The organism is Wenyingzhuangia sp. 2_MG-2023, from assembly GCF_030548295.1.
Taxonomy (GTDB): Bacteria; Bacteroidota; Bacteroidia; order Flavobacteriales; family Flavobacteriaceae; genus Wenyingzhuangia.
Map to the genome: position 1 here is coordinate 232,115 of NZ_JAUOSB010000002.1, position 25,380 is coordinate 257,494.

The 25,380-nt window shown below is 31.5% G+C and carries 30 protein-coding genes and 1 pseudogene; 4 read left to right on the plus strand and 27 right to left on the minus strand.

Going from position 1 to position 25,380, the window contains the following annotated elements; all coding sequences use genetic code 11:
- Positions 1-2: 2 nt before the first annotated feature.
- On the plus strand, positions 3-6,521 hold the full coding sequence (locus tag Q4548_RS04420; protein WP_303451961.1) for a hypothetical protein: 6,519 nt from the start codon (positions 3-5) through the stop codon (positions 6,519-6,521).
- Here Q4548_RS04420 and Q4548_RS04425 read toward each other — a convergent pair.
- The 9 genes and pseudogenes from Q4548_RS04425 to Q4548_RS04465 all read right to left on the minus strand — a co-directional run bounded on the left by Q4548_RS04425 (position 6,518) and on the right by Q4548_RS04465 (position 9,577).
- Complete coding sequence (locus Q4548_RS04425; RefSeq protein ID WP_303451963.1) at positions 6,518-6,871, minus strand: hypothetical protein; 354 nt, start codon at positions 6,869-6,871, stop codon at positions 6,518-6,520. The two genes, Q4548_RS04420 and Q4548_RS04425, sit on opposite strands and share 4 nt — an antisense overlap.
- Complete coding sequence (locus Q4548_RS04430) at positions 6,846-7,046, minus strand: hypothetical protein (RefSeq protein WP_303451965.1); 201 nt, start codon at positions 7,044-7,046, stop codon at positions 6,846-6,848. The genes Q4548_RS04425 and Q4548_RS04430 overlap by 26 nt, the downstream gene beginning before the upstream one ends.
- A 31-nt stretch (positions 7,047-7,077) precedes the next feature.
- Positions 7,078-7,460 (minus strand): annotated as a pseudogene (locus Q4548_RS04435) (hypothetical protein).
- On the minus strand, positions 7,457-7,606 hold the full coding sequence (locus Q4548_RS04440) for a hypothetical protein (protein ID WP_303451967.1): 150 nt from the start codon (positions 7,604-7,606) through the stop codon (positions 7,457-7,459). Before Q4548_RS04440 ends, Q4548_RS04435 begins: the two are co-directional and overlap by 4 nt.
- Entirely contained in the window at positions 7,607-7,912 is a 306-nt protein-coding gene (locus Q4548_RS04445; RefSeq protein WP_303451969.1) for a hypothetical protein, read from the minus strand.
- A 4-nt stretch (positions 7,913-7,916) separates the two neighbouring features.
- Positions 7,917-8,285 carry a hypothetical protein gene (locus tag Q4548_RS04450; protein WP_303451971.1) on the minus strand — a complete coding sequence of 123 codons (369 nt, stop codon included), beginning with the start codon at positions 8,283-8,285 and terminating at the stop codon, positions 7,917-7,919.
- A 170-nt stretch (positions 8,286-8,455) separates the two neighbouring features.
- Positions 8,456-8,653, minus strand: a complete 198-nt coding sequence (locus Q4548_RS04455) for a hypothetical protein (protein WP_303451973.1) — start codon at positions 8,651-8,653, stop codon at positions 8,456-8,458.
- Positions 8,637-8,837, minus strand: a complete 201-nt coding sequence (locus tag Q4548_RS04460; RefSeq protein WP_303451975.1) for a hypothetical protein — start codon at positions 8,835-8,837, stop codon at positions 8,637-8,639. The genes Q4548_RS04455 and Q4548_RS04460 overlap by 17 nt, the downstream gene beginning before the upstream one ends.
- Complete coding sequence (locus tag Q4548_RS04465) at positions 8,834-9,577, minus strand: hypothetical protein (RefSeq protein ID WP_303451977.1); 744 nt, start codon at positions 9,575-9,577, stop codon at positions 8,834-8,836. Before Q4548_RS04465 ends, Q4548_RS04460 begins: the two co-directional genes overlap by 4 nt.
- A gap of 123 nt (positions 9,578-9,700) precedes the next feature.
- Here Q4548_RS04465 and Q4548_RS04470 point away from each other — a divergent pair, with 123 nt between their 5' ends.
- From Q4548_RS04470 to Q4548_RS04480, 3 genes are read left to right on the plus strand one after another with little or no spacing between them, the layout of a single operon-like run.
- Entirely contained in the window at positions 9,701-10,387 is a 687-nt protein-coding gene (locus Q4548_RS04470; RefSeq protein ID WP_303451979.1) for a hypothetical protein, read from the plus strand.
- A complete protein-coding gene (locus Q4548_RS04475; RefSeq protein ID WP_303451982.1) occupies positions 10,387-11,214 on the plus strand; it encodes a hypothetical protein in 828 nt (275 codons plus the stop codon). Before Q4548_RS04470 ends, Q4548_RS04475 begins: the two co-directional genes overlap by 1 nt.
- Positions 11,205-15,440: a hypothetical protein gene (locus tag Q4548_RS04480; protein WP_303451984.1), complete on the plus strand. Its 4,236-nt coding sequence runs from the start codon at positions 11,205-11,207 to the stop codon at positions 15,438-15,440. The genes Q4548_RS04475 and Q4548_RS04480 overlap by 10 nt, the downstream gene beginning before the upstream one ends.
- 253 nt (positions 15,441-15,693) lie before the next feature.
- Here the strand turns inward: Q4548_RS04480 and Q4548_RS04485 are convergent, their stop codons facing one another.
- The 18 genes from Q4548_RS04485 to Q4548_RS04570 all read right to left on the minus strand — a co-directional run bounded on the left by Q4548_RS04485 (position 15,694) and on the right by Q4548_RS04570 (position 25,379).
- The gene (locus Q4548_RS04485) at positions 15,694-16,110 is read right to left on the minus strand and encodes a hypothetical protein (protein ID WP_303451986.1); all 417 of its coding nucleotides are present in this window, start codon (positions 16,108-16,110) and stop codon (positions 15,694-15,696) included.
- A 152-nt stretch (positions 16,111-16,262) separates the two neighbouring features.
- The gene (locus Q4548_RS04490) at positions 16,263-17,252 is read right to left on the minus strand and encodes a P63C domain-containing protein (RefSeq protein ID WP_303451988.1); all 990 of its coding nucleotides are present in this window, start codon (positions 17,250-17,252) and stop codon (positions 16,263-16,265) included.
- Positions 17,245-18,162, minus strand: coding sequence for an IS1595 family transposase (locus Q4548_RS04495; protein WP_303451989.1), 918 nt, complete (start codon positions 18,160-18,162; stop codon positions 17,245-17,247). Before Q4548_RS04495 ends, Q4548_RS04490 begins: the two co-directional genes overlap by 8 nt.
- A gap of 69 nt (positions 18,163-18,231) precedes the next feature.
- Positions 18,232-18,363 (minus strand): hypothetical protein, encoded by a 132-nt coding sequence (locus tag Q4548_RS04500; RefSeq protein ID WP_303451991.1) that lies wholly within the window; start codon positions 18,361-18,363, stop codon positions 18,232-18,234.
- Complete coding sequence (locus Q4548_RS04505; protein WP_303451993.1) at positions 18,363-18,812, minus strand: hypothetical protein; 450 nt, start codon at positions 18,810-18,812, stop codon at positions 18,363-18,365. Before Q4548_RS04505 ends, Q4548_RS04500 begins: the two co-directional genes overlap by 1 nt.
- A gap of 2 nt (positions 18,813-18,814) precedes the next feature.
- On the minus strand, positions 18,815-19,168 hold the full coding sequence (locus Q4548_RS04510) for a hypothetical protein (protein ID WP_303451995.1): 354 nt from the start codon (positions 19,166-19,168) through the stop codon (positions 18,815-18,817).
- A 3-nt stretch (positions 19,169-19,171) separates the two neighbouring features.
- Positions 19,172-19,585, minus strand: coding sequence for a hypothetical protein (locus Q4548_RS04515; RefSeq protein WP_303451997.1), 414 nt, complete (start codon positions 19,583-19,585; stop codon positions 19,172-19,174).
- Between the two features lie 184 nt (positions 19,586-19,769).
- A complete protein-coding gene (locus Q4548_RS04520; protein ID WP_303451999.1) occupies positions 19,770-20,030 on the minus strand; it encodes a hypothetical protein in 261 nt (86 codons plus the stop codon).
- Between the two features lie 241 nt (positions 20,031-20,271).
- The gene (locus tag Q4548_RS04525) at positions 20,272-20,523 is read right to left on the minus strand and encodes a hypothetical protein (protein ID WP_303452001.1); all 252 of its coding nucleotides are present in this window, start codon (positions 20,521-20,523) and stop codon (positions 20,272-20,274) included.
- 206 nt (positions 20,524-20,729) lie between these two features.
- Entirely contained in the window at positions 20,730-21,008 is a 279-nt protein-coding gene (locus Q4548_RS04530; protein ID WP_303452003.1) for a hypothetical protein, read from the minus strand.
- Positions 21,009-21,092: 84 nt separating this feature from the next.
- Complete coding sequence (locus Q4548_RS04535; protein WP_303452005.1) at positions 21,093-21,326, minus strand: hypothetical protein; 234 nt, start codon at positions 21,324-21,326, stop codon at positions 21,093-21,095.
- Between the two features lie 277 nt (positions 21,327-21,603).
- Positions 21,604-22,032, minus strand: a complete 429-nt coding sequence (locus Q4548_RS04540; RefSeq protein WP_303452007.1) for a hypothetical protein — start codon at positions 22,030-22,032, stop codon at positions 21,604-21,606.
- A 147-nt stretch (positions 22,033-22,179) separates the two neighbouring features.
- The gene (locus Q4548_RS04545; protein WP_303452009.1) at positions 22,180-22,395 is read right to left on the minus strand and encodes a hypothetical protein; all 216 of its coding nucleotides are present in this window, start codon (positions 22,393-22,395) and stop codon (positions 22,180-22,182) included.
- Between the two features lie 482 nt (positions 22,396-22,877).
- On the minus strand, positions 22,878-23,036 hold the full coding sequence (locus Q4548_RS04550; RefSeq protein ID WP_303452011.1) for a hypothetical protein: 159 nt from the start codon (positions 23,034-23,036) through the stop codon (positions 22,878-22,880).
- Between the two features lie 116 nt (positions 23,037-23,152).
- A complete protein-coding gene (locus Q4548_RS04555) occupies positions 23,153-23,353 on the minus strand; it encodes a hypothetical protein (RefSeq protein WP_303452013.1) in 201 nt (66 codons plus the stop codon).
- A complete protein-coding gene (locus Q4548_RS04560; protein WP_303452015.1) occupies positions 23,334-23,645 on the minus strand; it encodes a hypothetical protein in 312 nt (103 codons plus the stop codon). The genes Q4548_RS04555 and Q4548_RS04560 overlap by 20 nt, the downstream gene beginning before the upstream one ends.
- 2 nt (positions 23,646-23,647) lie before the next feature.
- Positions 23,648-24,592: a hypothetical protein gene (locus tag Q4548_RS04565; RefSeq protein WP_303452017.1), complete on the minus strand. Its 945-nt coding sequence runs from the start codon at positions 24,590-24,592 to the stop codon at positions 23,648-23,650.
- A complete protein-coding gene (locus Q4548_RS04570) occupies positions 24,483-25,379 on the minus strand; it encodes a YdaU family protein (protein ID WP_303452019.1) in 897 nt (298 codons plus the stop codon). The genes Q4548_RS04565 and Q4548_RS04570 overlap by 110 nt, the downstream gene beginning before the upstream one ends.
- Position 25,380: the final 1 nt, after the last annotated feature.

Sequence of the window (25,380 nt, forward strand, 5' to 3'; positions counted from 1 at the left end):
CAATGAACGAGGAATATTTACAAGGAGCCTATAACGATTTTGGGGGAGAAGAATCTTTGGGGGTTGATTTTAACACATGGGCTAATAAAATAAAAGACAATGATGATTACAAGCAAGGAATGTTTGATCATTTTGGAGGACAAGAAAAATTAAACGCTGATTATGATACATGGAATAACAAAGTTTTTGGTGGTAGTATTACTGATAATAATACTGCAGAACCAACCGTTACAGAACCAACAGAGCAGGTAGACAACGATATTACAAATATAGAGCCAACACAAGACTCTACTATACAAGAAAAAGAAAAACCTTCTTTTTGGCAAGACACTAAAAACAAAATCAAATCTAGTGCTTATAGGTTAGACGGTTCCTTGCGAAATATGTTAATGGGTAGTGCCAAAGCCATATTCTCATTAACTGCTTCTAATAAAGATAAAGACATCTACAATAATTTAGACCAGTTATTTGATGATAAAGCAGATGTAGAGTTAGAAAAAGATTTATTTATAGCAGATAGATACGGAAAAGTTTCGGAGACAGTTGGAGACATACTAAAATATGGAGCTAAAACAAGCCGTATTCAAAAAGAATATGCAGATAAAGTACTGCAAAAGGTAAGTGAATACGAAAGTTCTATTACAGAGGATTTCAGTAATGGTGATATTGGACAAGCAACAAAAAGAGCTCTAACAGAAGGTGCAGGATCACTCTTAGATATGGTTCAGTTTCTTACAATTCCAACATCTGCGGCTGCAGCTCATCAAATGTTTACAGACAACATTCAAGAACTTGAAGAGTCTGGAGAAAAACTTGAGAACAAAACACTTCTTAATTCAGCAGTTAAAACTTCGGCAGAGTTTTTAACAGAAATATTTTCAGCAAAATTATCTAAAAAGTTTTTTTCAGAAGCAGTATCAAAAGGATTCTCTACCAAGCAAATAGCAGAAAAATTTATATCACTTACTGCAGATGCTAATATGGAAGGTCTATCAGAAGCAGCAACATCAGCTATCCAAGACCTATCTGACGTTTATATACAAGGTAAGGAAGGAAATTTAGAAGAATCATTAATTAAGGCAATGGATAGTTATTTTGTTGGTTTTGCTTTGTCAAGATCTACAGGTTCCGCAGCACAATTAACTGGATTAGTCAAGAACTCAAAAAACCTTATTCAAGACAACATAACCAACAACGTTATAGAAAATGTTGTTAAAGATGAATCAAACCCATATACATCAATTTCTGACGTATATAGCAATAACGAAATTGATTTATCTACACTAAAAGTTACAGCTTCGCCCAAATCTGAATATTTCTTAAAAAATGAAATAGAAAATGCTGTTGTAAACGGAGAATTAACCAGGGAAAGAGCCGATGAAATTTTAGTGAATTTTGACAAATCAAGAGAAGCATTAAGCAAAACAAAAATAAAAGGAATCTCAGACCCTAACAGAGTTAAGGCAGCCCAATTGGTTGTTGAAAAACAAACTCTAAAAGAAAATATGCAAGGTTTAGACGATGGACTTACCAAAGGCTTTAAAGACCGTATTGCAGAAATTGACACAGAGTTAAGCGGTATTGCTGAAAACCCTGGAAAAGAAATTGTAAAAACTCCTGTTAATGAAGATACTATCACTAGAAACGATACTGATAAAGGAAGTGATGAAAAAACTAAACCTACTGAACAAGTACCAGAAACAAAAATTGAACCACCAAAACAGGTTGATGAAGTAGTAAAAACTCCTATTAACAATACTATTGATGATGGAAATATTTATCTATACAATAACGAAAAAGGATCTATTACTACCGAAAACCAACAAGTAGTTTTTGAAGATACTAATGGAACTATTCACGAACTGGGTAATATAGATGAGTTGTCTAAAAACGGAACTTTAGAAGATTTAAACATTACCAAAGAAGAAGCTTTAGATATAAAAGTAGATGATGCTTACGGAGTTGAAATTGATGGACAAAAATATAATAATAACTATAGCGATCCAGAAGCAGCTATTACAGAAACCTCTAAAGGTTATTCAGTTAGCCTAGAAGATGAAAACGGTAATAAGAGAACTATTAGAGGACAAAGAGCCGAGCAAATAGCTTACGAGTATAAACTATTAAATTTCCAAGAAAATGCAACAGAACAAGATTACCAAGAAGCCAATAGACTTGCAGACGAAGCAATCTCTAAGAGAGAAGCTGAACAAGTTGCCAATGAAGGACAGAATAGAAATTCTGAAACAAATGAAGAACAAGAGTATTTAAGATACGAAAGCGAAGCTAGAAAAAATAATCTTGACAATGCAGAACGTGGAGTAACATTAAAACCAGATGAAGGAACACAGACAAGCGATATTGCTACTGATGGAGAAGTTCGACCTGGTACTCCTATCAGTAACGAGACACCAACCGAAGTTAAGCAGGAAAGTGTACAAACCAGAACTGAGTCTAAAGCAAGTGAAGGAAAGGTTGAAGTAGAGGAAACCGTAAAGCAAGTAACATCTTTAAAGAACTCAATTTATGATGTTTATTTTGGTACAGACGGAAACGTTACCAAGATTAAAAGCACAAAAGACGGCAGAGAAATTTCTAAGTTTAGAGAAGTAACCGATAAAAAAACAGGCAAAAAGAAGTTACAAAGAAATGCCAACTACTCTAAAATACTTGCTGATGCAACAGGTACTAAAACTGAAAATCAAATAAAGGAAGAGGAAATTGCTGAGGAAAAAAGAATCCTTAATGATTTTACTCCTACCAATGAAAAAGAAGCGGTTTTAGATTATTTTGCTAGAGGTGGTAACATTGATGCAGAATCAGCAAAAAACGAAACTGGACTATCTCACAAAGAAGTTATTTGGGCTGTTGGATTTAATAAAAAAGACAAATCTGTTTCTATAGAAAGAGCTGCAGAATTAATTACACAAGAATCTGACTTAGACTTAGACGAGCAAGAAGTAAGAAATGAGATTATCAAAGCTATTAAAGACAATGATAATATTCAACAGGTAAAAGATGAAATTAAAAATGTATATTCTGAAAATGCACAAATACAGGAGGAAGAAGAATTAAGAGCATACATAAATAGTTTAACTCCGGAAGAGTTTGCTATGTATGAATCTATTAAAGCAGAAGATGATTATCTTAGCGAATTAACAGAGCAACAAAAAGCCGAATATTATGAAGAACAATACCAAGAATATCAACCGAAAACTAACGAAGGAGGAAATACCAAAAGTAAAAGCGTTCAAGAAAGTAATGGAACAAAAGAAAAAGAACCAACAGAAGAAATAGTAAGTAGTAGTGAAAATTTCCGTAAAGCTGCAGAAGTATTACGTAAAGCAAAGTTTATACAATCGCATAAAGATTTAGGGAAACTACAAAGTGATCCTTTAGGAATTATAAAAGTAGCATGGGATGGAGCCGTAGAAATTACAGCTACCGCACTAGAAGCAGGAGCCACCATTAATGATGCTATTCAAAAAGGAATTGCTCATTTAAAAAAATCTGATTGGTATAAAAACTTATCAGAAGAATCTAAAACTATTGTAGATAACAAGTTTGATGAAGATATTAAAAAAACGGTTTTAATTCAAGACTTAGAAAAAGAGAATAATGGATTAAAAACATTGTTATCAAAATCTAACAGAATAGTTACCCAATTAAAAACTAGAGGTGCTAATGTAATTGCATTGAGAAATCAATTAAAAAAACACGTACAGAAAGCAATTGACTCTAAAGATATAAGTTACATCACCAAATCTAATCTTAATACAATTCTTAGTGAATTAAATAAGGTTAAAACTCAGCGTTCTTTACAGAAGGCTTTAGACAAAGTAACGGATATTTCTTATGATATTGAAAGCCGAAAAACGTTAAAAGCAATCAATACCATCTTAGGTAAAAACCTTAGTAAAAACCTTAATGGGTTGCGTAAGGCAAACCTAACGACAGAAGAAGCAGGAACAATTTTAAAAGGGGTAAAAAAAATACTTAACAACCACAAAGAAGCAACCAAAAAGAAAAACGTTACTATTCCAAATACTGTTTTAGGAAACTCAATTGCGTTTATTCAAAATTTAAGTGCTGAAATAGATACTCTTAATCAAAAAGAAAATAGGACCAATGAAGAAAACACGGATCTAATATCTAAGCAAATTTCATTATCCGTCTTAAACGGATTGACTGCAGAAAGCTCACAACAAAAAATGGAACTTTTAGCAGAAGCTTTTAATGAGTTAAACGGAGTTTTTGAAAATGGTAGAAGTGAACTAAAAGCATTAAAAGAGCAAAGACTAAACAGTGACAAGGTGCTTGTTGATGCTTTAGAAAAAGATGCAAACCCAGAAGGTAAGAGTACTATTTTGCCCGAAGACAAATTAAAGGAAAAAAATAAAAATGCTATTTTCCAAAGAAGTTTTTTCACTGCTTTTTCTGGTAAATGGATAGGTAGTTTAGACAGCATTGCTACTATTATTTCTAAGATTGGAGGTGAAAGTAGAGATTCTAGTCCATGGGTACAATTTGTAAATAGTTTAAAGAGAGCTGAGACGGCTAAAAAGACTAGAATTAAAAATCTATCTAAAAAAGCTCAGAACGCTCAGAAAAAAATATTTGGTAGTATTGTTAAAGCCGATACTCTACTAAATACTAAAGTAGATATAGATTTACTAAGACACCCAGATAACGACACCAACGCACCTTTAAAACAGGAGAAGGCAAGCTATACCTATTCACAATTATTAAATGTTTGGATGAATTCACAAAATGAGGATCTAGTTCCTGGTTTAGAAAATTCTGGTTTTGACTTAGTTGCTATTGATGAATTACTACCAGAAAAAGTAAAACAGTACGGAGACTTTTTATTTGAAGCTTACGAACAATCTTATGACGAATTAAACAAAGCTTATTACGATCAAAACTTTTTTTCATTAGGAAAACCTAAAAAGTATGCCGGTAAAGTAATTAGAGAAGGTTATGAGTCTGGAGATAGTGATTTGTTAGACAAAACCAATGCGGGTACAGTTAATTTTGGAAGCCTTAAAGAACGTGTAACCAATTCTAAGCCGATTATACCTAAAGATGTAAATACGTTGCTTAGATTACATATAAACGAGTCTTCACATTACGTTGCTTTTGCAGAAGCCAATAGACAATATGGAAAAATACTAAACGATAAAAATATTAAGAAGGCTATTCTGTTAAACAACGGAAAGGTTGGAGATAAGATTTTAGAAAGTTTAAAGTTTTACAAAGAAAGAGATATTGAGCAGCAAGGTATGAAAGGTGGTTTGTTAGAAAAAAACATTGATTTATTAGGTAGGAATTTTGCGGTATCTGTTTTAGCGGGTAAAGGTAAAATTATGATTACGCAAACCATATCTTTTATGAACGGTGCTTTTGAAATGCCAAGACTAAGCCCCGTAAATTTTGTAAAACACTACTCGCCTACTAACATTGTTTCTACTATGAAATTTTTGGTAAAGAATTCTGATTATATCAAAAATAGATATGACATGGAAAGTCTGGACGATGCCGTTACAGGATTAACAGATATTTCTAAAAACTCAGATAGTTTTTCTTTAGACAACCCAACTCTTGAAGCTAGAAGAAAACAAGGTGCAAGGTTCTTTAATAAGGCTAGAAACTACATGATGGCAAATGTAAAACTAGGTGATTTTGTTGGGGTTTTAGGTTCGGCTCCTGTTTATAGTGCATGGTACGATCATTATTTAAAAACCAATACTCCAGAAGCAGCTAGACAAAAAGCCATGGTTAAGTTTGAAAGTGTTGTAGATAGAGCACAGCAATCTAATAGTGCTTTTGGTAAGAGTGAACTTCAAAAGCATCCAGGTTTTAGATATTTTATGATGTTTGCTACCTCGCCTATTCAAAACCAGAATAACGCTAATTACCATAGAAGAGAATTGGTAAAAGGATTAAGAGGACTAAATAAAAAAGGTACCAATTTTAACAATGCCATGGCCTTTGCAAACTACCAATTTGCACAACCAATGCTCTACACCTACCTATCTAACATGATGGCAGGAAGTATTTTTAACGCTTTAGGTTTTGGCGATGAAGAAGCTACTGACGATGATAAGTCTATGTTAAGTGCTGCTATTTTAGGAAATGTAAATTCTGTTCCTGTTATTGGTAGTATGCTGCTTTATACCGTAGATAGAATTGTCTTAGACAAAGACTTTACTTATGGTGGAGTTATAGACAACCAATTATATGAAGAAGTAAAAAGTATTGAGGATTTAATCGGTAAAGCTTTAGAAGCAAAGAGTGAGGAAACTAGAGACAAAAACATAGAAAAAGCAATTTCTAAAGTTGCCATGATGTCTGTAGGAGCTCCAAAAATATTACTTGATATTCTCAAAAATTGGGATGAAGTTTATTTAGAAGAAGACTACGAAATATCTGATAAAGCAAAACACATTATGGGATATAGTAAGTACAAAATAGACGAAGCCAAAAAAGGTTCTAAAAGCAAAAAACCTAACTACCATTAAGGAGTTAGGTTTTTATTTTTTTCATAAGCCATAAGCCATTCCTTGCATTCTTTAACCAAGTCCTGTTGAATTAATTTAGGTAATAAACCAAAATCATGTCTATAACTTAGGCACATGTTATTAATCAATTTTTCATTTTGATAAACAGGAACCTTATTTTTTCTTTGGTGAACTTCTGCGTTAAACTTCATGGTTCCTTCTGCTGAACGAACTGTAACATCTATATAATCACTTCCATCTAATCGATCTAACTCCATGGTTACCGGTTGGTGGCTAAGAGATTTAAAATGATTTAATAGTTTTTCTAATAAGGATGCTCCTTTTTTACTGCATATTAGTAGTTTTTTCATTTAATTGTTTTTTTAGTTTTTTAACTTGTTCTTTAAGATCCTCTATTACTTGCTCTGGACTTTTTTTAGAACGATCACAATAGCAATCACTCATATCGTTGGAGTGAACTGTTCCCCAACAACCAGGTATTAATACTTTGCCTGCAATTTCATCTTGAATGTAATGGCATTTCATTTTTTATTAATGCAATTTAAACGCACACATTTTATTCTACTAATATTTTAGCAATGTTTGGTTTAAAGTAATTAGGTCCTTTTAATATTTTTCCATCTTCACGGAATATTGGTTCACCATCTTCGCCCAACTTACTCATGTTGCTTCTTTGGATTTCGTTAAAGACTTCTTCTATTTTGTTCTGCATTCCATGCTCTAGGATAGTACCACAAAGAATGTAAAGCATATCGCCTAGTGCATCGGCTACTTCTATTAAATTACCTGCTAAAATAGCATCCCTATATTCCTTGTTTTCTTCTTCCATTAAATCATATCTTAGAATAGAAGTGCTTAATGGTTTAGTTGTGGAGTATGTCTTACGGCTTGCTTAAAGGTGGTCTGGAACTCTTCTACTTGTTTTATTTGTTTTTTCATTTGTCTAATGATTTAGTGATTTTATTTTTTAACTCTGTTAGTGCTTTTTGAGTGAAGAATCTTTTTTTACCATTTATTTCAATGATAAATTCCATGTCCTTGTTTTTAGACTTTTCTTTTTCTGTTAGTGGTCGTACTACTATCATTTAATCAGCAATTTTAAAAGTTTCTTCTTCTCCGTGTAAATAGAGCTTACCTCTACTACTACAAGGTCCACGTCCACTTTTAGAAAAATAGCTATCGCAATAAGACTTTACACAATCTGATTTTTCTACTGTTTCTAAATGTTCAGAACACCAAAAAATATTTTTAGTGTCTTTGTCTGGTATTGCTTGAACTAGAGTTATTTCTGTTAACCCTTCTTCTTTTGCTTCCTCTATAAAATGAGACAAAGGATAGCATACGTTATGGTCTATGCTTCTGAAATATAATTTTTCGGTTATTTTTTTCATGATTTTAAAATAAGCTTCTTCTGTATTTTTCTTTAGCATCATACCTTAAATGGCATATCTGACACATTGCTTTTAATCTATCATCTTTAACCTCATGGTTTAGTTCATCGTGGTCTAAATGAGCAATAGTAATTACTACTTTTACTTCTTTGACTTTATCTTGCATCAACTCTCTTTCAGCGTCTTCTAAATTTCTAAACCAAATAGTTCTTTGTTTGTAATTTTTATCTATCCTAACGAAAAGTTTTATAGCGAAAACTATTTGTTTATGCTCTAGCCCACAACACTCACATTTGTTATTTGCTCTCTTCATTATTCTTGGCCTTATTTCTGAAAGCCAGTTTGGTGGATATTTTTTGTAGTCTATTGGCATATCTTTTAAAATTTAGCACAGATTAATTAACGTTTACTTACTTAATGTTGCGGGTTTTTCGTTTTACTCCATTACAGATACGCTACTAGGCTCATGTTCGGTGATATTAACACCCTTTCTTTTATCGTCATAAAATACTAAGGCTGATAAGTCGATACTATCCTCTGTGCTTATAGATTATTTAAATCAATTATTACGTTCTCTCCATCATCTTTCCACTCAACATATTCTAGGGTAGATTTAGGATCTGTTTTTTTAATCTGCACAAAACCTTTTAATACACCTTCTAAATCTTTTAGGAGTCTATCTACGTTTTCTTCTGTAGCGACTTTAGATAGGTCTTTTATGCTCTTAATTTTGTGTTTCATGGGAGTTTTTTAAAACAGCATCAACTTCATCATCGCTTAGTTGTCCTGTGTTTGTATATCCTTTTCTAATTCCGTATTCAAGAACTTTTTTAACCTGTTGTTTGGTCATACTTTTACCTTTGTGGGTAAAAGCTTTATAACTTCTATTTATTTGCTCTAAGGCTCCTTTGATATCTGCGTTCATGGTTTTTTATATTCAATTTTTATATTATTTTCGTACCTAACTAAATCACATGATTCTTTATCTGTTAAAACTCCTTTTATATTAAAAGCACGATCTCTAATATATATAGGAGTAAGCATGTTTTTAATAAACTGATCTAGTGTTTTTAGTGCGTGTCTTGTTTTAGAATTAGAATACTCACCATGCTCTTCGTAGTCTTCTAGTTTTACATCAATAATTTTATTATTAAAATCATTTATTTTATCATACCAAAACTGAACACCATATGTATCATTAAATTCTTCTGGGGTAATATCATCTGGAATATTTTGTTCTTTTTGAAACTCATTAAGAAGTATTTGAATTTGCTCATTTTCATAATCAGTTCTTTCAGAAGGATTTTCTAATTCTTTAATTAACAAATGGTTCTTCTTTCTTTCTTCTCTCTGTTTTTTTACCCAAAAACCACTATGTATAAAATTATTCTGCAGGCGATATTCTCCAAACACAATAAAACTAACCCAACTAGAGTTTAAGCAAATTCTTATGGTATAATTTTTAACAGCAAAATCCCAAGTACCACCATCTTTTAAATCATCTAATATTTTTGGAGGGCCAAATCTTCTAGATAGATAGAAATAAGTTTCAAAATACATATTGGAAGTTATCAGCCATGGATATTTATCATTTGGCTCAATACCCAATGCCTTGGCTACGGTATTTTGTAAAATATCGCTTTGTTGAAAAATATTGTATTTCATTTGTCGTTTTTGTAGTGAATTCAAAAATACAAACAAATTGATGTTTTTTATCATTTAAACATCAATTATTTGATACTTTTTATTTATTATCTTTGTTATGATAATAATTTTTACCTATACAGAATGTTAAACAGGCTATTCAATACAACAAAAACAATTGTAAACACCGATGGCAACGGTAATTTTAAGCCTAGTGATTTTAATTTAATAGTATATAGCTCTGTTGTAGAAATGTACGAGGAATTATTTGAGGATGCTACAAAGCTATCTAACAGGCACAATAGAGGTCTTATTGGTGTAGATTTAGAAAATACTCTTGAAAAAAACAGGGAGAAACTAGAGCATTATTTAGAACCTAGTAAATCCATGGTTTACCAAAATGGTTCTTTCTTAATTCCTTCAGATTTAAGATATTTTGATTCTGTTCGATATAAATCTACAAGTATAGAAATGCTTAAAAGTTATAGGGAGTTTAATGAGATACAAGATGATGTTGGTATTGAGTACCCTGTAGGAATTAAGCAAGGTTTATCTATTAAAGTAGCTCCTGTTAGTATAAAGGATAATGTAGAAATATCCTACCTAAGAAACCCAAAATTAAATAAATGGACCTATATACTTGTAGATGGAGTGGAAATGTTTAATCCAGATGCAAATGATTTCCAAGATGTAGACATTCATCCTGGAGAAGAACACAAGCTATTATTTAAAATCTTACTTAGATTCGGTATAAATCTAAAAGAAAAAGATTTACAGGAAATAGCACAAAGACACGAAGCACAAGATTTTAACCAAAAAATCACTAACTAATGGAGCCTACACCTTTTGAATATCACACCAACAGAAAGCTAAACGGAAGCTACCAATACGTAAAACTATCTGAGATTGTAAAAGATTTTGTTAGAGAATCCATGGACGATGATAGTTTGTTAAAAAACACAAGGAGATACCGAATTGTAGATTCTGCTAAGGCAGGGCTAAGAGAGTTAAATAAAAACGTAATTAACGACATACGGTCTATTCAGTTTACGATTCCAGACAATCCTAGCTTTACGCTACCCAACGACTTTGTGAATAGCATTAGGGTATCTGTTTTAATTCTTGACGAAAAAAACAATAGTTATAGGCTGTACCCGCTAAACGGTAATAACGACATCAATACAGCAATTAGCTATTTGCAAACTAATGACAAAGAGCTTATTTACGATGGAAACGGAAATATATTGGCAGCAGATCATTTAAACACATACCACAAGCCGTATGTGCGTTACGAATTTGGTGAAGATGGTAACGGAACAAGTAAATATGGTGACTTTAAAATAGATAGTAGAAGGGGTAAAATATTCTTTAGCTCAGACTTATCTAACTCAGATGTAGTAATAGAATACAGGAGCGATGGGCTCTCTAAAAGTATTTATGAGGAAGACGAAATAAGCGTTCATAAAAACGCTATACAGGTTTTAAAAGATTGGATTTTTTACGACTTGATAAAATATAAAAGAGGAATTCCTCAGAATAGAATTAACTCAGCTCTGCTAAGATTCAAAACAACTAGACACGAAGCCAAAGTAGATTCAATGAAATTTAGTTTAGTGAATTTACAAAGAACATCAAGATCGACTAAGACATGGAAGTAAGAAATACATTTGTAGGCGGTAAAATGGACCTTGACTCCGATGAAAGACTTATTCCAAAAGGCTTTTTTAGAGAAGCCCAGAATATAGACATCTTAAACAATAGTGAAGGGAACGTTGGAGCTATAAGAAAAATTAAAAGCAATAAATTAATTCTTTCTTTAGAGTTATCTAACGCAAAGACTATAGGTTCTTATGGAGACTCTTCTAATGAAAATCTATATTTTTTTATTCATAGCGATTCTAAAGACTTAGTTGTTGAATACAATACGGATTCAGATAGTCATACAGTGCTTTTAGAGTCTAACACAACTACAGGAGTATTAAATTTTAGTACTAACTTTCTTATTACAGGAATTGTAAAAATATATAATGAAGATTCTAAAAAAGATTTATTAGTCTGGACAGACAATAATAACCCTATTAGAATTATTAATATCTCAAGGTCCAAAACATATACTGTTGATGGTTTTACAGAGGATGATATTTCTTTAATAAAAAAACCACCACTTAGAGCTCCTAATATTGGATATTCTTTTGAAAGTAATACTTCACTAGAATCTTTACAAGATAAGTTTATAGCTTTTGCGTATAGATACAAGTACATTGATGGCGAGTATAGTGCACTATCTTCATTTAGCTACTATGCGTTTGAGCCAAAAGATTTAAAGATAGACTATAGTACTTTCGAGAACAAAGGAATGGTTAACGCTTTTAATGCTTATACCGTATCTATGAATACTGGGAGCCACAATGTAACAGATATTGAGTTAGTTTATAAAGAATCTGGATCCAACGCTGTTTACTTGATAGAAAGCTTTAACAAAGATAATCTTAACTTGAGTGATAATATTGAAGATGGCTTTAGTTTTAAATTCTCTAACAACAAACTATATAGGCAGCTTGCCGAGGATGAGTTGTTTAGAAGGTTTGATAATGTTCCAAATAAAGCAGAATGTGTAGAGTATATTGGTAACAGACTAGTATTCTCTAACTACGAAGAAGGTTTTGATCTTGTTGATAGTAATAATAATTCTATAGATGTTGATTTTAGAGTAGAATTAGAATCTAATGAGACTTTTGAAGAAGATATTCCTTTTACACTGAATACCACAAAAAGCATTAGTATAGATCTACAAAATCAAGACTTATCTAAAGGGAAAGTTATATCAATATTGTTTGACTTAAAGAGTGAGGATGATGATTATTTCGGAAAATATAAAACACAAATAGATTTTTCATTAAATACAGACTACGACTCAGTAAGTGATCTTACGAGTAGTGATGAATTTGTTTCTTTTATAACAGAGGTTCTTACAAACTCTTTTTCAAATACAGAAAACTCTATCCCTCCAGATAACTATACCACCAAAGAAGTAACTTCTTTTTCTTTTACATATAGTAGTCCGGATATTATAATTATAACTATTCCAAAAATAAAATACACCACAATAACAACTACAATTACTGTAGAAACTACCGTGGTAACAAATACGACCGTTACTATTGACGGAGGTGAGCCAAGTACAACAACTGAGTCTGATACAGATACTATTGTATCAGACTCTACGGACAATGTAACTATAATTGATTCTACAGAGACTACAACTGTAGTTAGTGATCCAGTAACAACTACAAATGAAGCTAGCGAGACTGTAGTTACCGTGATAGAAACAATAACCACCGTAGTCACAACAGTCGGAGCCCCTACTATAACCTCTATAGAGTATGATGATTGGGTTTGGTCGGATTCTGAAAATGTATTTGTGAAAATATCTAATTCTGGTGCAAACAGAAGTGTCAAAACAAATAGAGACTATGAATTAGGAATAATATACTTAGACGAATACAACAGATCATCGTCTGTTTTAACTTGTGAAAATAACGGTATTAGTGTAGCCCAATACTTGTCAGATTTTCAGAATAGATTTAAGGTGAAAATATACAACAAAGCCCCTGCTGATGCTGTAAGATATAAGTTTGCAATAAAACAAAACAGATACACATATTACAATATTTTTGGACTTAATTTTTATGTTGACAAAGAGTATGTTTGGGTAAAACTAGAAGGAAGCGACAAAGACAAAGTTAAAACTGGAGATACTTTATTTGTTAAATCTGACACCTCTGGGATTATAGGTAAAACTACAGAAGTAAGAGTTTTGGAGGTTACTGTTCAAGAAGAGAACTTTATTACGGGTAACGCTTTTGATGAAGAAACTGGAGCTGTAGTTGTTGGAGGAGACAATGAAATTATAGAACCTGCAGGGACATACATGAAAATTAAACCTTCTGGATTTAATATGGTCTATAATTCCAATACTTTTGACGAGGAAGAAGAACATATTGCAAGTCACAGCGGTTACCCTACAGTAACTATTGCTCCAATTAGAAACAACCTTGCTTTAAAAATAAATAACAACGCATACATAAGAATACGTATTCAGTCTCATACAGAAAGAACAGGTAGATATATAGATTATGAAACAGAACACGTTTCTAATAATTCATATGATAACTTTAGAGATTTTTACGCTAATGAAATCGGTTTTAGAGACTTGTATATTCCAGAGGAAGATAGAGGTGATCAAACAACAGAAAGTCAGAAATATATAAAAGTTTATGACGAAGGTACTGGAGTTAGATTTGAGACAGGTCTTGATGGAGGTGGTAATAAAAGGAGAACTACTGATATCACTGTAACTGTTTTTTTTAGAAATCCAGAAAATGATACTGCCGATATTATATTTGAATCAAAACCTGTAGATGCCAACATTAATGTTTTCTTTGAAACTTCCGAGGTATTTGATATTGTAAATGGGCTACATACTGGTAACGTAAATAATCAAACTACATCAACTCCTTCAGAAGTATTGTTAGGGTGGTTTAATTGCTATGTTATGGGTAATGGTATTGAGAGTATTTCTTACTTAGACGCTTTTAACGAAAATTATCTAAACATAGATTTAAGGCCAACTACCACAACTATAGAGGAATTCTCTAAAAAAAGAAGATTTGCAGATTTAACAAACTCAGAACCTTACAATGAATCATCAAACTACAATGGTCTTAATGAATTTAATCTATATCGAATTAATTACAAAGATGATATAGATAAAAAATACGGACCAGTACATAAATTAATTGCTAGAGACACTAATTTGATCATTTTTCAAGAAGACAAAGTGTCTTATGTATTAATAAAGAAAAGTATTGTAACTAATGCAGACGGAACCACAAGTCTTACCACAACAGATAGTTTTTTCGGTAATCAGATATCTTACAAAGGAGAGTTTGGTATAGGTAGTCAACCAGAGAGCATTGCTTTTAATGATTTTCATATTTACTGGATAGACAGCAAGAGAGGAGCTGCTCTAAGATTGAGCAATAGCGGTATTGATAAAATAACAACAGGTGTGAAAGGTTATTTTAGAGAGAAATTAAAAAGTTATAAAGGAAGAATTTTTGGAGCATATGACCAAGAAAATGATCTTTACTTTGTTACTTTAGGAAATCAAAACTTATCATACTCACCTATCATTAAAGGATGGACCTCGTTTCATTCTTTTATTCCAGAAAACATGATAGGAGTTAATAGTTTGTTCTTTTCTTTTAAAAACGGAGACTTGTATAGACACAATGTCAACAATATTGGCTTTGGTGAATTCTATGGTATTCAGTACAAATCTTTTGTTAAGACTGTTTTTAACGAAGCGAACAACCAGGATAAGATATACAAGACAATTACAACTGAAAGTAGTTCGCCTTGGGAAACAATCTTGAAAACAAATTTAAGCAACAGTACAATTACTAAAAACGAATATAACAAACGTGAAAGTAGGTGGTTTGCATATACTCGTAAAAGCGAAGATTCTAGCAGTTTAGAAGGATCTACTCATGGTACTGGGATAATTCAAGATATAAACGGACTAGAGGTCGAGTTTAAGCTATTAAACGACATGATTAGTATTGGTGATAAATTATATCAAGTTTATAATAATATTACAGATGAAATTGGAATTATAGACTCTATACAAGACAATAAAATAACTGTTAGTGCTTTTATTAACGCTCCTAATTTTGATGCTTTTTGCTTTGGTAAAAAAGATAGCAGAATAGAAGGTGCTGCTATGCGTGGATATGTACTAGAAGTTACTTTAGAAGATGATTCTGAAGATCAAAACGAACTATTTGCAGTAAGTTGTAATGTGGTTAAGAGTTATTTATAATAAAAAAACCTGTAGTGAGAATACAGGTTTATAATAATAAGATAATTGACAGGTAAACTTGTTTCTTGGAGGGATAAAGTTGAATAACAAATATAATAAAAACAGCGAGATTATTCTTTGATCTCACTGTTTTTAAAACACTTATTTGGTGGAGTAAAATATTTAGTCGTTTTTAATCTATATGTTAATTCGGATGTATGATATTTGTTTACTTCTTCTGTGTCAATTGTTTTTTTGGAATCAAATTTCATAATTAGTAAAGGTTTATGTTGCTTTTTTTTAGTCCGTAATCTATTGCAAAATTGATAGCTTCTAACAAAGAGGTTATAGCGTTAGATTTACATTTTTCTTCGTTATTATCTATATCATTGTAGTACAATTGAAGATCTTCGCTAAATTTTGGAAAGAAATATTTACCCCATAAATTAACTTCTGCAATATATTCAGAATCATAACTAGGAAATGATATTTCTGAACCATTAACTAAACCAGTTATGTCAAAATGATTTTCTGGTGGTGTTATCTCATGTATTCTAACTAAAGCATTAATTTCTTTATCTACATTACATAATTCTATAACATATTGATATCCTATGTGTTTATCTGATTTAAAATAAACACCATTTATTAATTGATCTTTCGGGTAGTCTTTTGGAGTGAATTTACTCATTACTCAATAATTTTAAATATTTTATTTTTCCCAAATCATTGGAATATTACCCACAGCAGTTACACCAATGGTGAATTCTTTTTGGTAACTACTTACAAGTTTACACCAAATAAAAAATCAGCCCGACTAGTCTAATTTCGGGCTTTTATTTTTTATTCTTTTTTAGGATTGTAATTCAACCCTTTTTTTAGTTTTTGGTCAAAATCAGATAATGTATTCTCCTCTATTGGTTCTACTGTTCTACCTTTATCATCAAAATTAAAAGGAAGCTCTAATTGACCACCTTGTCTTAATTTTAATTTTTCGAATTGATTCCACATATGTTGCATATTATCTGACAACTGAAATAAAGTTACAATTTGATTTATTTGAGCTGTTAAGTGTGGATTACCTATATCATCAGTTAGTAATCTATGCATGTGAGCAATTTTTTTACCTTTAGGGTTTTTAGGAGTGTTTTCTTCAAGTTCTGTTAAAACACCTTTAGGTAATTCATTATATATAAGTGTTTTAGTCCATTTTCCTATAACTCCTGGTCTCTTTTTAATTCCTTTTACAGTAAAATCCCAGCTATTCAATCTAAACAACTCTTTGTAAAAGATGTCTGGAAACTTCTTTTGCCAAGGTAATAATTCTTCACTGATATATGCTTTCAGTATCTTCTGTAGCTCACCACTTTCTCTATCATATTGATAACCTGTAGCCTCATCAACAAGAGCAATTATACCTACTTTAGCTACTGATCTTATAATTAATTCTGCTTTTTCAGCGTATTTAATCTGTTTTTCAGTTAATTTTCCAGCATTTTTAGCTTCAATAATTGCATCGCAAATATCAATAAGTATCGTAGCATCATATCCATAAGTCTTTGAAACAGAGCCACCAGCGTTGTTTCTTTTGAACTCTATTTGATTACTTAAAGCATCAAAAACCCCAGCATTTATAAATGGTGATATTGATTTTGAATTAGTGAAATTTATTATCCAATCACCAGAACTACCTTCAAAACCAATAGCTTTTTGCAAACCGCTTCTTGATAATACCCTCATACCGTTACTTAAAACATAAGCTGGTATTTCAACGTCTCCTATAGCTAGAGGAGTTTTGTCAGAAGCGTGGGTAGCGTAAATTTTGTTATCCATTTATTAATTCTTTATAAGTTATTCTATTTTCAATATTGTTTAAAAGCAAGTTGAATCTATTACTTTCTGTTCCTTTTCTAGTGTTGTATCTAAATACAAATTCATCAACATACATTTGTAAGTGCTTCTTAGATGTGAAGTGATATATTCCAAAGATACCACGTTTTAAAAGTGACCAAAACCCCTCTATCGTGTTCGTGTGAATTCTACCATTAACATACTGTCCTTGATTGTGCTTTACAATACTGTGGTCATATATTCTAGCAATACCATTATATCCTAACCATTCATCAGAATATAATTTAGCACTCTCTTTTACGTTTCTAATAATTTCAGCCGTTAAAGTAACCGATTTCACATTGTCTACAGCTCTAGCAGTAACTATACCACCTCTTTCAACCATTCCTACTACAGGAGTTTTGTCTTTTGAGCTTCTACCTTGTGAATTCTTTATTTTCTTGTTAGCGTGTCTGTTTTTGTTTTTTCCACCTACATAAGTTTCATCAACTTCAACTTCATTATTTAATTGAGCATCATTATCAATACCAAAACAGTTTCTAATTCTTTGAAGCATGAACCAAGCAGATTTTTGAGTAATATCTAAATCACGGCCTAATTGTAAAGATGAAATTCCTTTTTTATGTGAAGTAACTAACCAAATAGCAAGAAACCATTTTTGCAATGGCATTTTAGTATTGTCAAATATAGTTTGAGTTCTTACGTTGAAGTATTTACCTGTATTTTTACACTTGTATTTATTACCTTTACAGTTATAAACCTTAGAGGTGTTATCAAAAGGACTTACAACGTTTCCGTTCCAACGTAATTTTTCTAAATGATTGATGCAAGCTTGCTCATTTGGGAAAGCGTTTATAAGTTCTAATATAGAGTTAAAGTCGTTGCTAATCATTGTATTATCATTTTGATAAAACAAATATAGAACTTAATTACACTAAAACCTAATTAGATTAGTGTAAAATTATATATAGTTACCTTCTTTTTTTATCTCAGAAATTACATCATTCATTAAATCTATACTAATGTTGTTTTCAAACAAGTAGCTTTGAGAGTTTTTAAATTTATGCTTTATGTCTTTTATGATTTTTTCCATTAATCAATAATTTTAAGTTGCTTTAATAGTCTCTTTAACTCAGATTTGTTTTTAATAACACCGTTAAAAAGTGTTTTATTATGTTCGTGAGTTCCAGAAGATATGTGATATTCATTTTCCTTGTTATAAGATTTTAATATCTGAAAAGGATTTTCATCATTATTGTTGTGATACCAGTCAGAAGATACTAACTTAAATCCTAAACTTTCAATATCTTCATGGTCCAGGTGTTTTACTCTAACTTCTATATCGTCAGATTCACTATCAATAGCATTTTGTATCATTTGAATCTCTGAAAGGTCACCTTCTGAACTACCTGCAGAAAACTCTACTAAAGCCCAGTAACCTTTTGTGCAATCCAAATAACCCCATAAATTAGATTTGTAAGAATACTCAAAACCCACATGGAATTCTTCTAAACTAGGTGTGTAATATTTATTTTCCATCAATTTTAATTTTTAAAAAATTCGGTGTAATAATCCTTTTCGTTATCTGAAACTCCTTTAATACAAACAACAGCATTATTCATCCAAAATAAAGAAGATAATTGAATGTGGCATTTATAATCATCTTCTTTTAAGGTGTAAAACAAAGTTCCCCTCTTATCTTCCCATACTTTAAATTCTCCGCCTAATTCCCATATATGTTTTGGAGATACTATTGTTTCGCCAATTTGCTCCATCATTTTTTCTTTAAAATCAAACAACATTAATTTCATTTCTCCAAAAATAGGTTTTGTTCTTACTAAAACTAATGTTTGTCCTGCTGTAATTTTATTTCCTTTCCAATCTGTTAAATTTTCCATAATCTATAATTTACAAGTCATTTCTTTGGTGTTTTCAGATCCTATAACAAAACCACAGTCTAGGTAATGTTGTACTAATTTAGGGTTGTTTAAAGACGAAAACAACATCTTTACCCCTTTATTTTTTGCAGCTTGTTTTAAAACCTCAATTAAAGTATGCAATGCTTCTGCACGAATATCTTTATCCCTTACTTTGTTGGTAGAAACAATAAATTCTAAAAGCCCAAAAGCTCTAGCGTTGGTAAAATAAACAAACCCGGCACAAATATTTTCTCCATCTAAAGAAATTATAATACCGTGCCTTAAATCGTCTAACAGATCCGTGCTTGGTGGTACAGACCATCGGTGAAATTTCCACCATTCAACTAATTCTGGATAATCCTCTATTGTTGTTAATCTTGCTTTTAAATTAAACATGGTTATTTACTTGTAAAAATTGTTTTATATAAAAAGGTGATGTTTTTGGGGTGTAACACTGGATAACATTACACCTTGCGTAATTAGTGATGTTATCCAGTGTTGAGCTAAAATATGCCTGCCAACGCTCTTTGCCTTTGCCCGCAATAAACAAGCTTTGACAAGCACGTTTATTTTTTTGCCTTCAATACCTTCTATTCTTATTGGGAACTTCTTTTCCACAACTATCACAAGTATGCTTACCATAAGGTTCACCACTAACACCAACCGTACTAATACACTGGCAATAGTCTTCTTTAGTATTTTCCGTAGGTAGTTTAAATTCTATCATTTTAACAAATTCAAGAGCTGAGTGTGCTAATCCATTTTTTTCTTGCTGATATTTCTCATCTCTTAATTCAATTATTGTTTTTTTAAGACTTTCTATAATTATTTTGGTTTCCATAAATTGATGTTTTATTATTTGAATTTCAGTTAACGCAAACAGGTTTTACAACCACTTTACTACACCGTTTAAATGCCGATGCTACGCATACATTAGCCAACACTGCATATAATTTAGTTGCGATTAGTCGATGCGTTTAGCAACCAAATCATATGCGAGGAATGTTGACAAGTAACTACTGTAAAAAACAGCCACAGTAGCCACGCTAAAACCAACTAGCCATATTCAGAAATATAACTAATTAGTTTTTTTCTAAATACTCTAAACCTTTATCTGTTATTTCAAAATCACCCCTGCATCCACAAGTACACCCATCAATCAAACCTCTTTTTTTTAATTGTCTCATTTTTGCTAATTGCAATTTAATAGGTGTTTCCTTTGGCATTACGTCTTGAACAGTAGGCATGGAGTAACCATTCCCATAAGTACACCAACAATCTTTTTCTTTTAGAAATTCTAGTATAGGTTTGTCTAATACATCCTTACATTTCATAATATTTAATTTTAATAATTTATAACTCAGTAACTCCGTATTTGCCTACGGCAGGCTGTTTTTTACAGTAGCAACTAGCAACACACGCTAAAAATAATTAGTTCCGTGCTTTCCTAAAGTTTTGTTCTTGTTTTTTAAGTGAGTATCATTCGTGATACTCTGTGATTGTTTACCTAACTATTCCTAGCTAATAAGTTAGCAAACATTTACTTATTTGGTTTATTTAAGTATAAGCTATGTAGTTCACTATTTGTAAACTCATTACCAAAACCATCACGCCAGTTCCCATCTGCAAACATTGTAAACTCGTTTTTACCTATCCAATTAGCATAGTCTTTTAAACGTTTGCTAACACCGTATAACCGTAATTGCTCTTCAAGCGCACTTGCATACTTCTCTAATGCTTGTAAGTAACTTTTATCATTATATTTATTAAAATACTCATCTTGCATTTTTATTCTTTCGTTTCTATTTGGTCTGTCCATTTTTACTAATTTTAGTTTATAATTCCACGCAACTACGGTTATACAAGACCGTTGTAGCTAATTGTTGCAAAAAGCCCACAGTAGCTATGTGTTTATTCTCTTTTCATATTCTTCTTTATCAACCATAATAAGTAAAGGGAATCTTTTTTGCCTAACCATTTCTAAGTGAGTGCTACCATCTATACCCATAGTAACCAACGCTCCTTGCTCTACATTTTTACTATCAACAAAATAAGGGCTAACCGCTACAAATCTAGTGTCGTTTTTAACATCGTCTTGGTGCATTTCGTGTATTGTATCAAATTTACTTTTACTCATAATTTTATTTTTAATTATTAATATTTATTCCTTGGTGTAATGGGGTTTGCCTACGGCATGGGCTTTTTACAAAAACTAGCCACAACACACGCTAAAGTCAAGCTTACTTTTGTGCTTTTTCAAAGTTTTGTCCTAGTCTACTCGCTTTCGGTTTCGGTTCGAAATGTCTCCGACCTTTCAAGCCTAACCTTAGCTAAGTAAGTTCAACGTAATTACTGCAAAAATAAGCCCAGTAACAACGCTAAAACCAACTAGCCATATTCGAAAATATAACTAATTAGTTTTTGAATAAAATAACTAGAATGCCTATTATAGCTAAAATCCAACCTGTAACACTAACTCCTGTAAATAATCTTATTCTGTTTCTTAAAACAGCCTTAGCACTCTTTATAGCGTTGATATTGTAAATTATATCTCCGAAAGCATTTTCTAATAAATTAGCAGCTTTTTCTTCCGCAACTTGAACTATTTTTCTTTTATCTTTATCTGAAATAGGAAACTTACTATTCCAATCGCTAACATAAGCACTTGCCTTAATCTTAATTTTATTATCAAAATCAGTAACTTTAGGCTCTATGCTAATAGCATACGTTCCATTTTTTTGATACAATTCATCAGCTCTTTTTTCTATTTCAGCTTCATTCATTTCAGCTTTTTCAACTAAATCATCATACTGTGTTTTTCTTAATTGTACTATATTTTCCATTTTATTTGTTTTTACTTTTTTATAATTCGTAACTCCGTGTTTGCCTACGGCAGGCTTATTTTTTCAGTAACTCCGCAGAACAACCAATAAAAATCAGTTGCAAAGAGTAGCTACGTGTAGCAACCAATTCTTATCGTGTGCAGTTATCTACAACACTAATATTTCCGTGTCAAAGTCATATCCGTTTTCTTCATCTAACCAACAACAATGTGATTGATGTCCTTCTACATTACCATTCCATTTTACAACAAGCCCATCATCGTAAGCGTGTATTTTCACATAAATATCTTTTGGCACATCATCACCAATAAAGTTAAATCTTGCACCTATCGGAGCATCTTTGAATTTCATTTTTATACTCATATCATTAAATTTTAGTTGTTAAGCCCGTGCAGTAGATAACACAGGCTATAAAATCATTTCGTTCCTCAACGCTTCACAGCCAAAGCGTTGTAAAAAATTGTAAAATTTATATCTTTTTCAAGTAGCTAAATCGCCATCCAAATATTTGTATAACTTTTCTTTTACCAATTCTTTCGCTAAAAAGTAAAGGTTCTGTTTTTAAGTTTTTGCCAACTATTCCACGTCCAAATATTCGGAACCAAAAAAAGTTTGTCCTTTTATAATAAGTTATTGCTTTCATAATGTAAATTTTAAAACTTTTAACAACACCGTATAAAATTAAAAGCGGTTTAGTGCCTTATCGGTGTTGGTTAATATTAATTTAATTCTGTTCTTTAATCAATGTTTGTGCTGTTCTAATCGTACTATTCCTAGCTAAGTAAGCAGTGCATTAAAACGTTCGCTTCGCCACAACAACACAGAGTATAAATAATAAAAATTACTTACTTCTGTCTTAATTTAGCAATTGCCCTGTTTAAGGTCGCTCTATTCATTTCATAAACACCTTCTAAACTCTTAACGTAATCTCTTACTATTTTAGGGCATTTCTTCAACTCGGCTTTCGCTTGGTTGGTATCTATATTTTTAACTTGTATGCTCATAATCCGTAATTTTTAAAATTCATATTCAAACCGTTATCTATCCTTACTCGGTAACTTGTTTTTGTGTTTTTAATTTCTGTGTTTAATTATCGGCAACTTCTTATAGCCACAAACCGTTATCTCTCCTTCCATTTAACCATATGTCCTTTAACGCTATCATGGACTGATATTTTTCCTTCTTTTTTTAGACCTCTTAAAACTTCTTTTACTTTTTTAAAATCTCCAGGAATGTTTACTATTAAAATTCCGCAGTAGCCACCTGTTTTTTGATGGTATTCTTTTAGCTGAGATCGTATTTTATCTTTTAGGAAATCCAATGTATTTTTTTTTAAATTCTAGTGTACCTAAAACGCTTAATGCGTGTGAAGCGTTATTATAGCCATCTTTAATAAATCTTTCTTCTATAGTTGTTTCTGGAATAGGTTTTTTCCTTACTGCCCCGTTAGATATATAACAATCATCTTTGTATATAACTCTTTTTTCTCCTACCAAATTATAGAATTCACTATCGTGTTGATGTTCTGATACTTTAAATTCATCGCCTATAGATTGATTGTACCAAATATCTCTGAAAGAACTTTTTTTTATTTTAACCTTGATGAATTCCATAATTATTGGCTGTTCTTAATTTGGTTTTTGAAATATTGAAACAAAATATACTCTCTACATAGTGACTGGATGTCTTGTTTTTTTTTAAGAACTTGATCTATCTTTTTTTTGATTGAATAGTTTTCCATTTCTATGCAATATTTTTCTTCTTTTGATACAATTTCAGCTACTTTATCTGGAGACATTCCTTTTGATAAGAGTAATTTTACTTTTGCATTTCTTTTTAAAAGTTTTAGAGAGTCTGTGTTGTTTCCTTTTGATTTATATAGTTTTTTAAAAACAGCTTTTTTTACTTTTTCTTTAAAAGCTAAATCATGTTTTGGTAGTTGATTTTTTTTGTAAAGTTCATAATACAAATACAGCTTGTTGTTTGGCAGCTTGTTGTGTTTTTCAACATACAGATAACACTCAATAATTGCGTTTTGAATAATTTTATTAGTTTCTTCCTGTGATGGCTTAGAAGCTTCTATTTTTTTTTCAAATAGTTTTTTATTCTTTTTGATGTTGTTGTTTTTCCAATTCTCGAACTTTTTGAATATTTCAGACACGTAATCCGCATTAAATAGCTGAAAATGCTCTGTTTTATACTCGTACTGCGAATATCTTTCTAAATCAAACGCTTTATTTATCTCGACAAGAGATAAGTGCTTAAAACACGTTAAAATCATTTTTATCAAATCTTCCAGTGTTGGAATGTCTATAAGTCCTTTAATCCCTAAAAAATTAGATTGTTTTGTGAGAATTGCAGATAAAGCCTCATTAAACAAATCATACTCTATCTCATCAATTCTTTGTTTGGGTACTGATAAAAATTTAACAGGAGCTAAATTGCAAGTTTTATTTAAGTGGGTTAGGAATGTTTCTGATGTTTTGTTGGTTAGTTCCAACTTCTGAAATTGATTGACGGTTAACTCTTGGCTCGTTACTGATAGCTTGTTGTTTTCCATGACTTATTCCTTGTTTTTCTATATTTTCTAAATAAATGGCTTCAAACTTCCCCCAACTTCTTTCAACGCAAGTCTTCAGAATATCATCTTTTTCTTTGTTTGTTTTTTCAACCTCACTTATGAATTTATTGAAAGCTGTTTTTGTGTTAGATGCTTTTTTGTTTTTTCTAACAATCATCCATTCGTTCGATAACTCTTTGTCAAATCCACTCTCGATCAATGAATTTTTAAAATTGAAATTTTTGCTTAAAGAAGAATTAGTATTGTTATTAATACTTTCATTTTCATTTTCATTTTCATTTCCTATATGCGTTCGCTTAGCGAACGCTAAAATTTCGTTCCTAAGAAAATTTAATATTTCTTCTTTTCTTTTTTTATCATCTTCTATGTTAACAAAGTCAAAAGCGTTGAACTCTTTTTTTATGTGTAAAACTGTTCTTTTACTGAGTTTTTTATTGGCTTTTATCCAATTTCCGTACACCGCTAATATGGATTTTAGCGTACCGCTTTGCGAACGCTTAGCGATCTCAGCAGCGCACCTTTTGTTAGCGTAACCGCGCTCGCTTAGCGTGAATTTGTGCTTTATTTCTTCCCATATTTCTTTAAATTCTGAGATACCAACACCGCAAAGTCTTGCTAATTTCTTTGTGTCTTTTGGTAAAACTTTTCTTTGATGTTGGTGAAATATAAGTCTAGTGTAGGCTCCAAACTCTTCTGCAGAAAGATCCGCAGTGCCCTCTAAGAAGTCTTTTGTATAAACTAATAACGCAGGGTCTTGTCCTTCCATC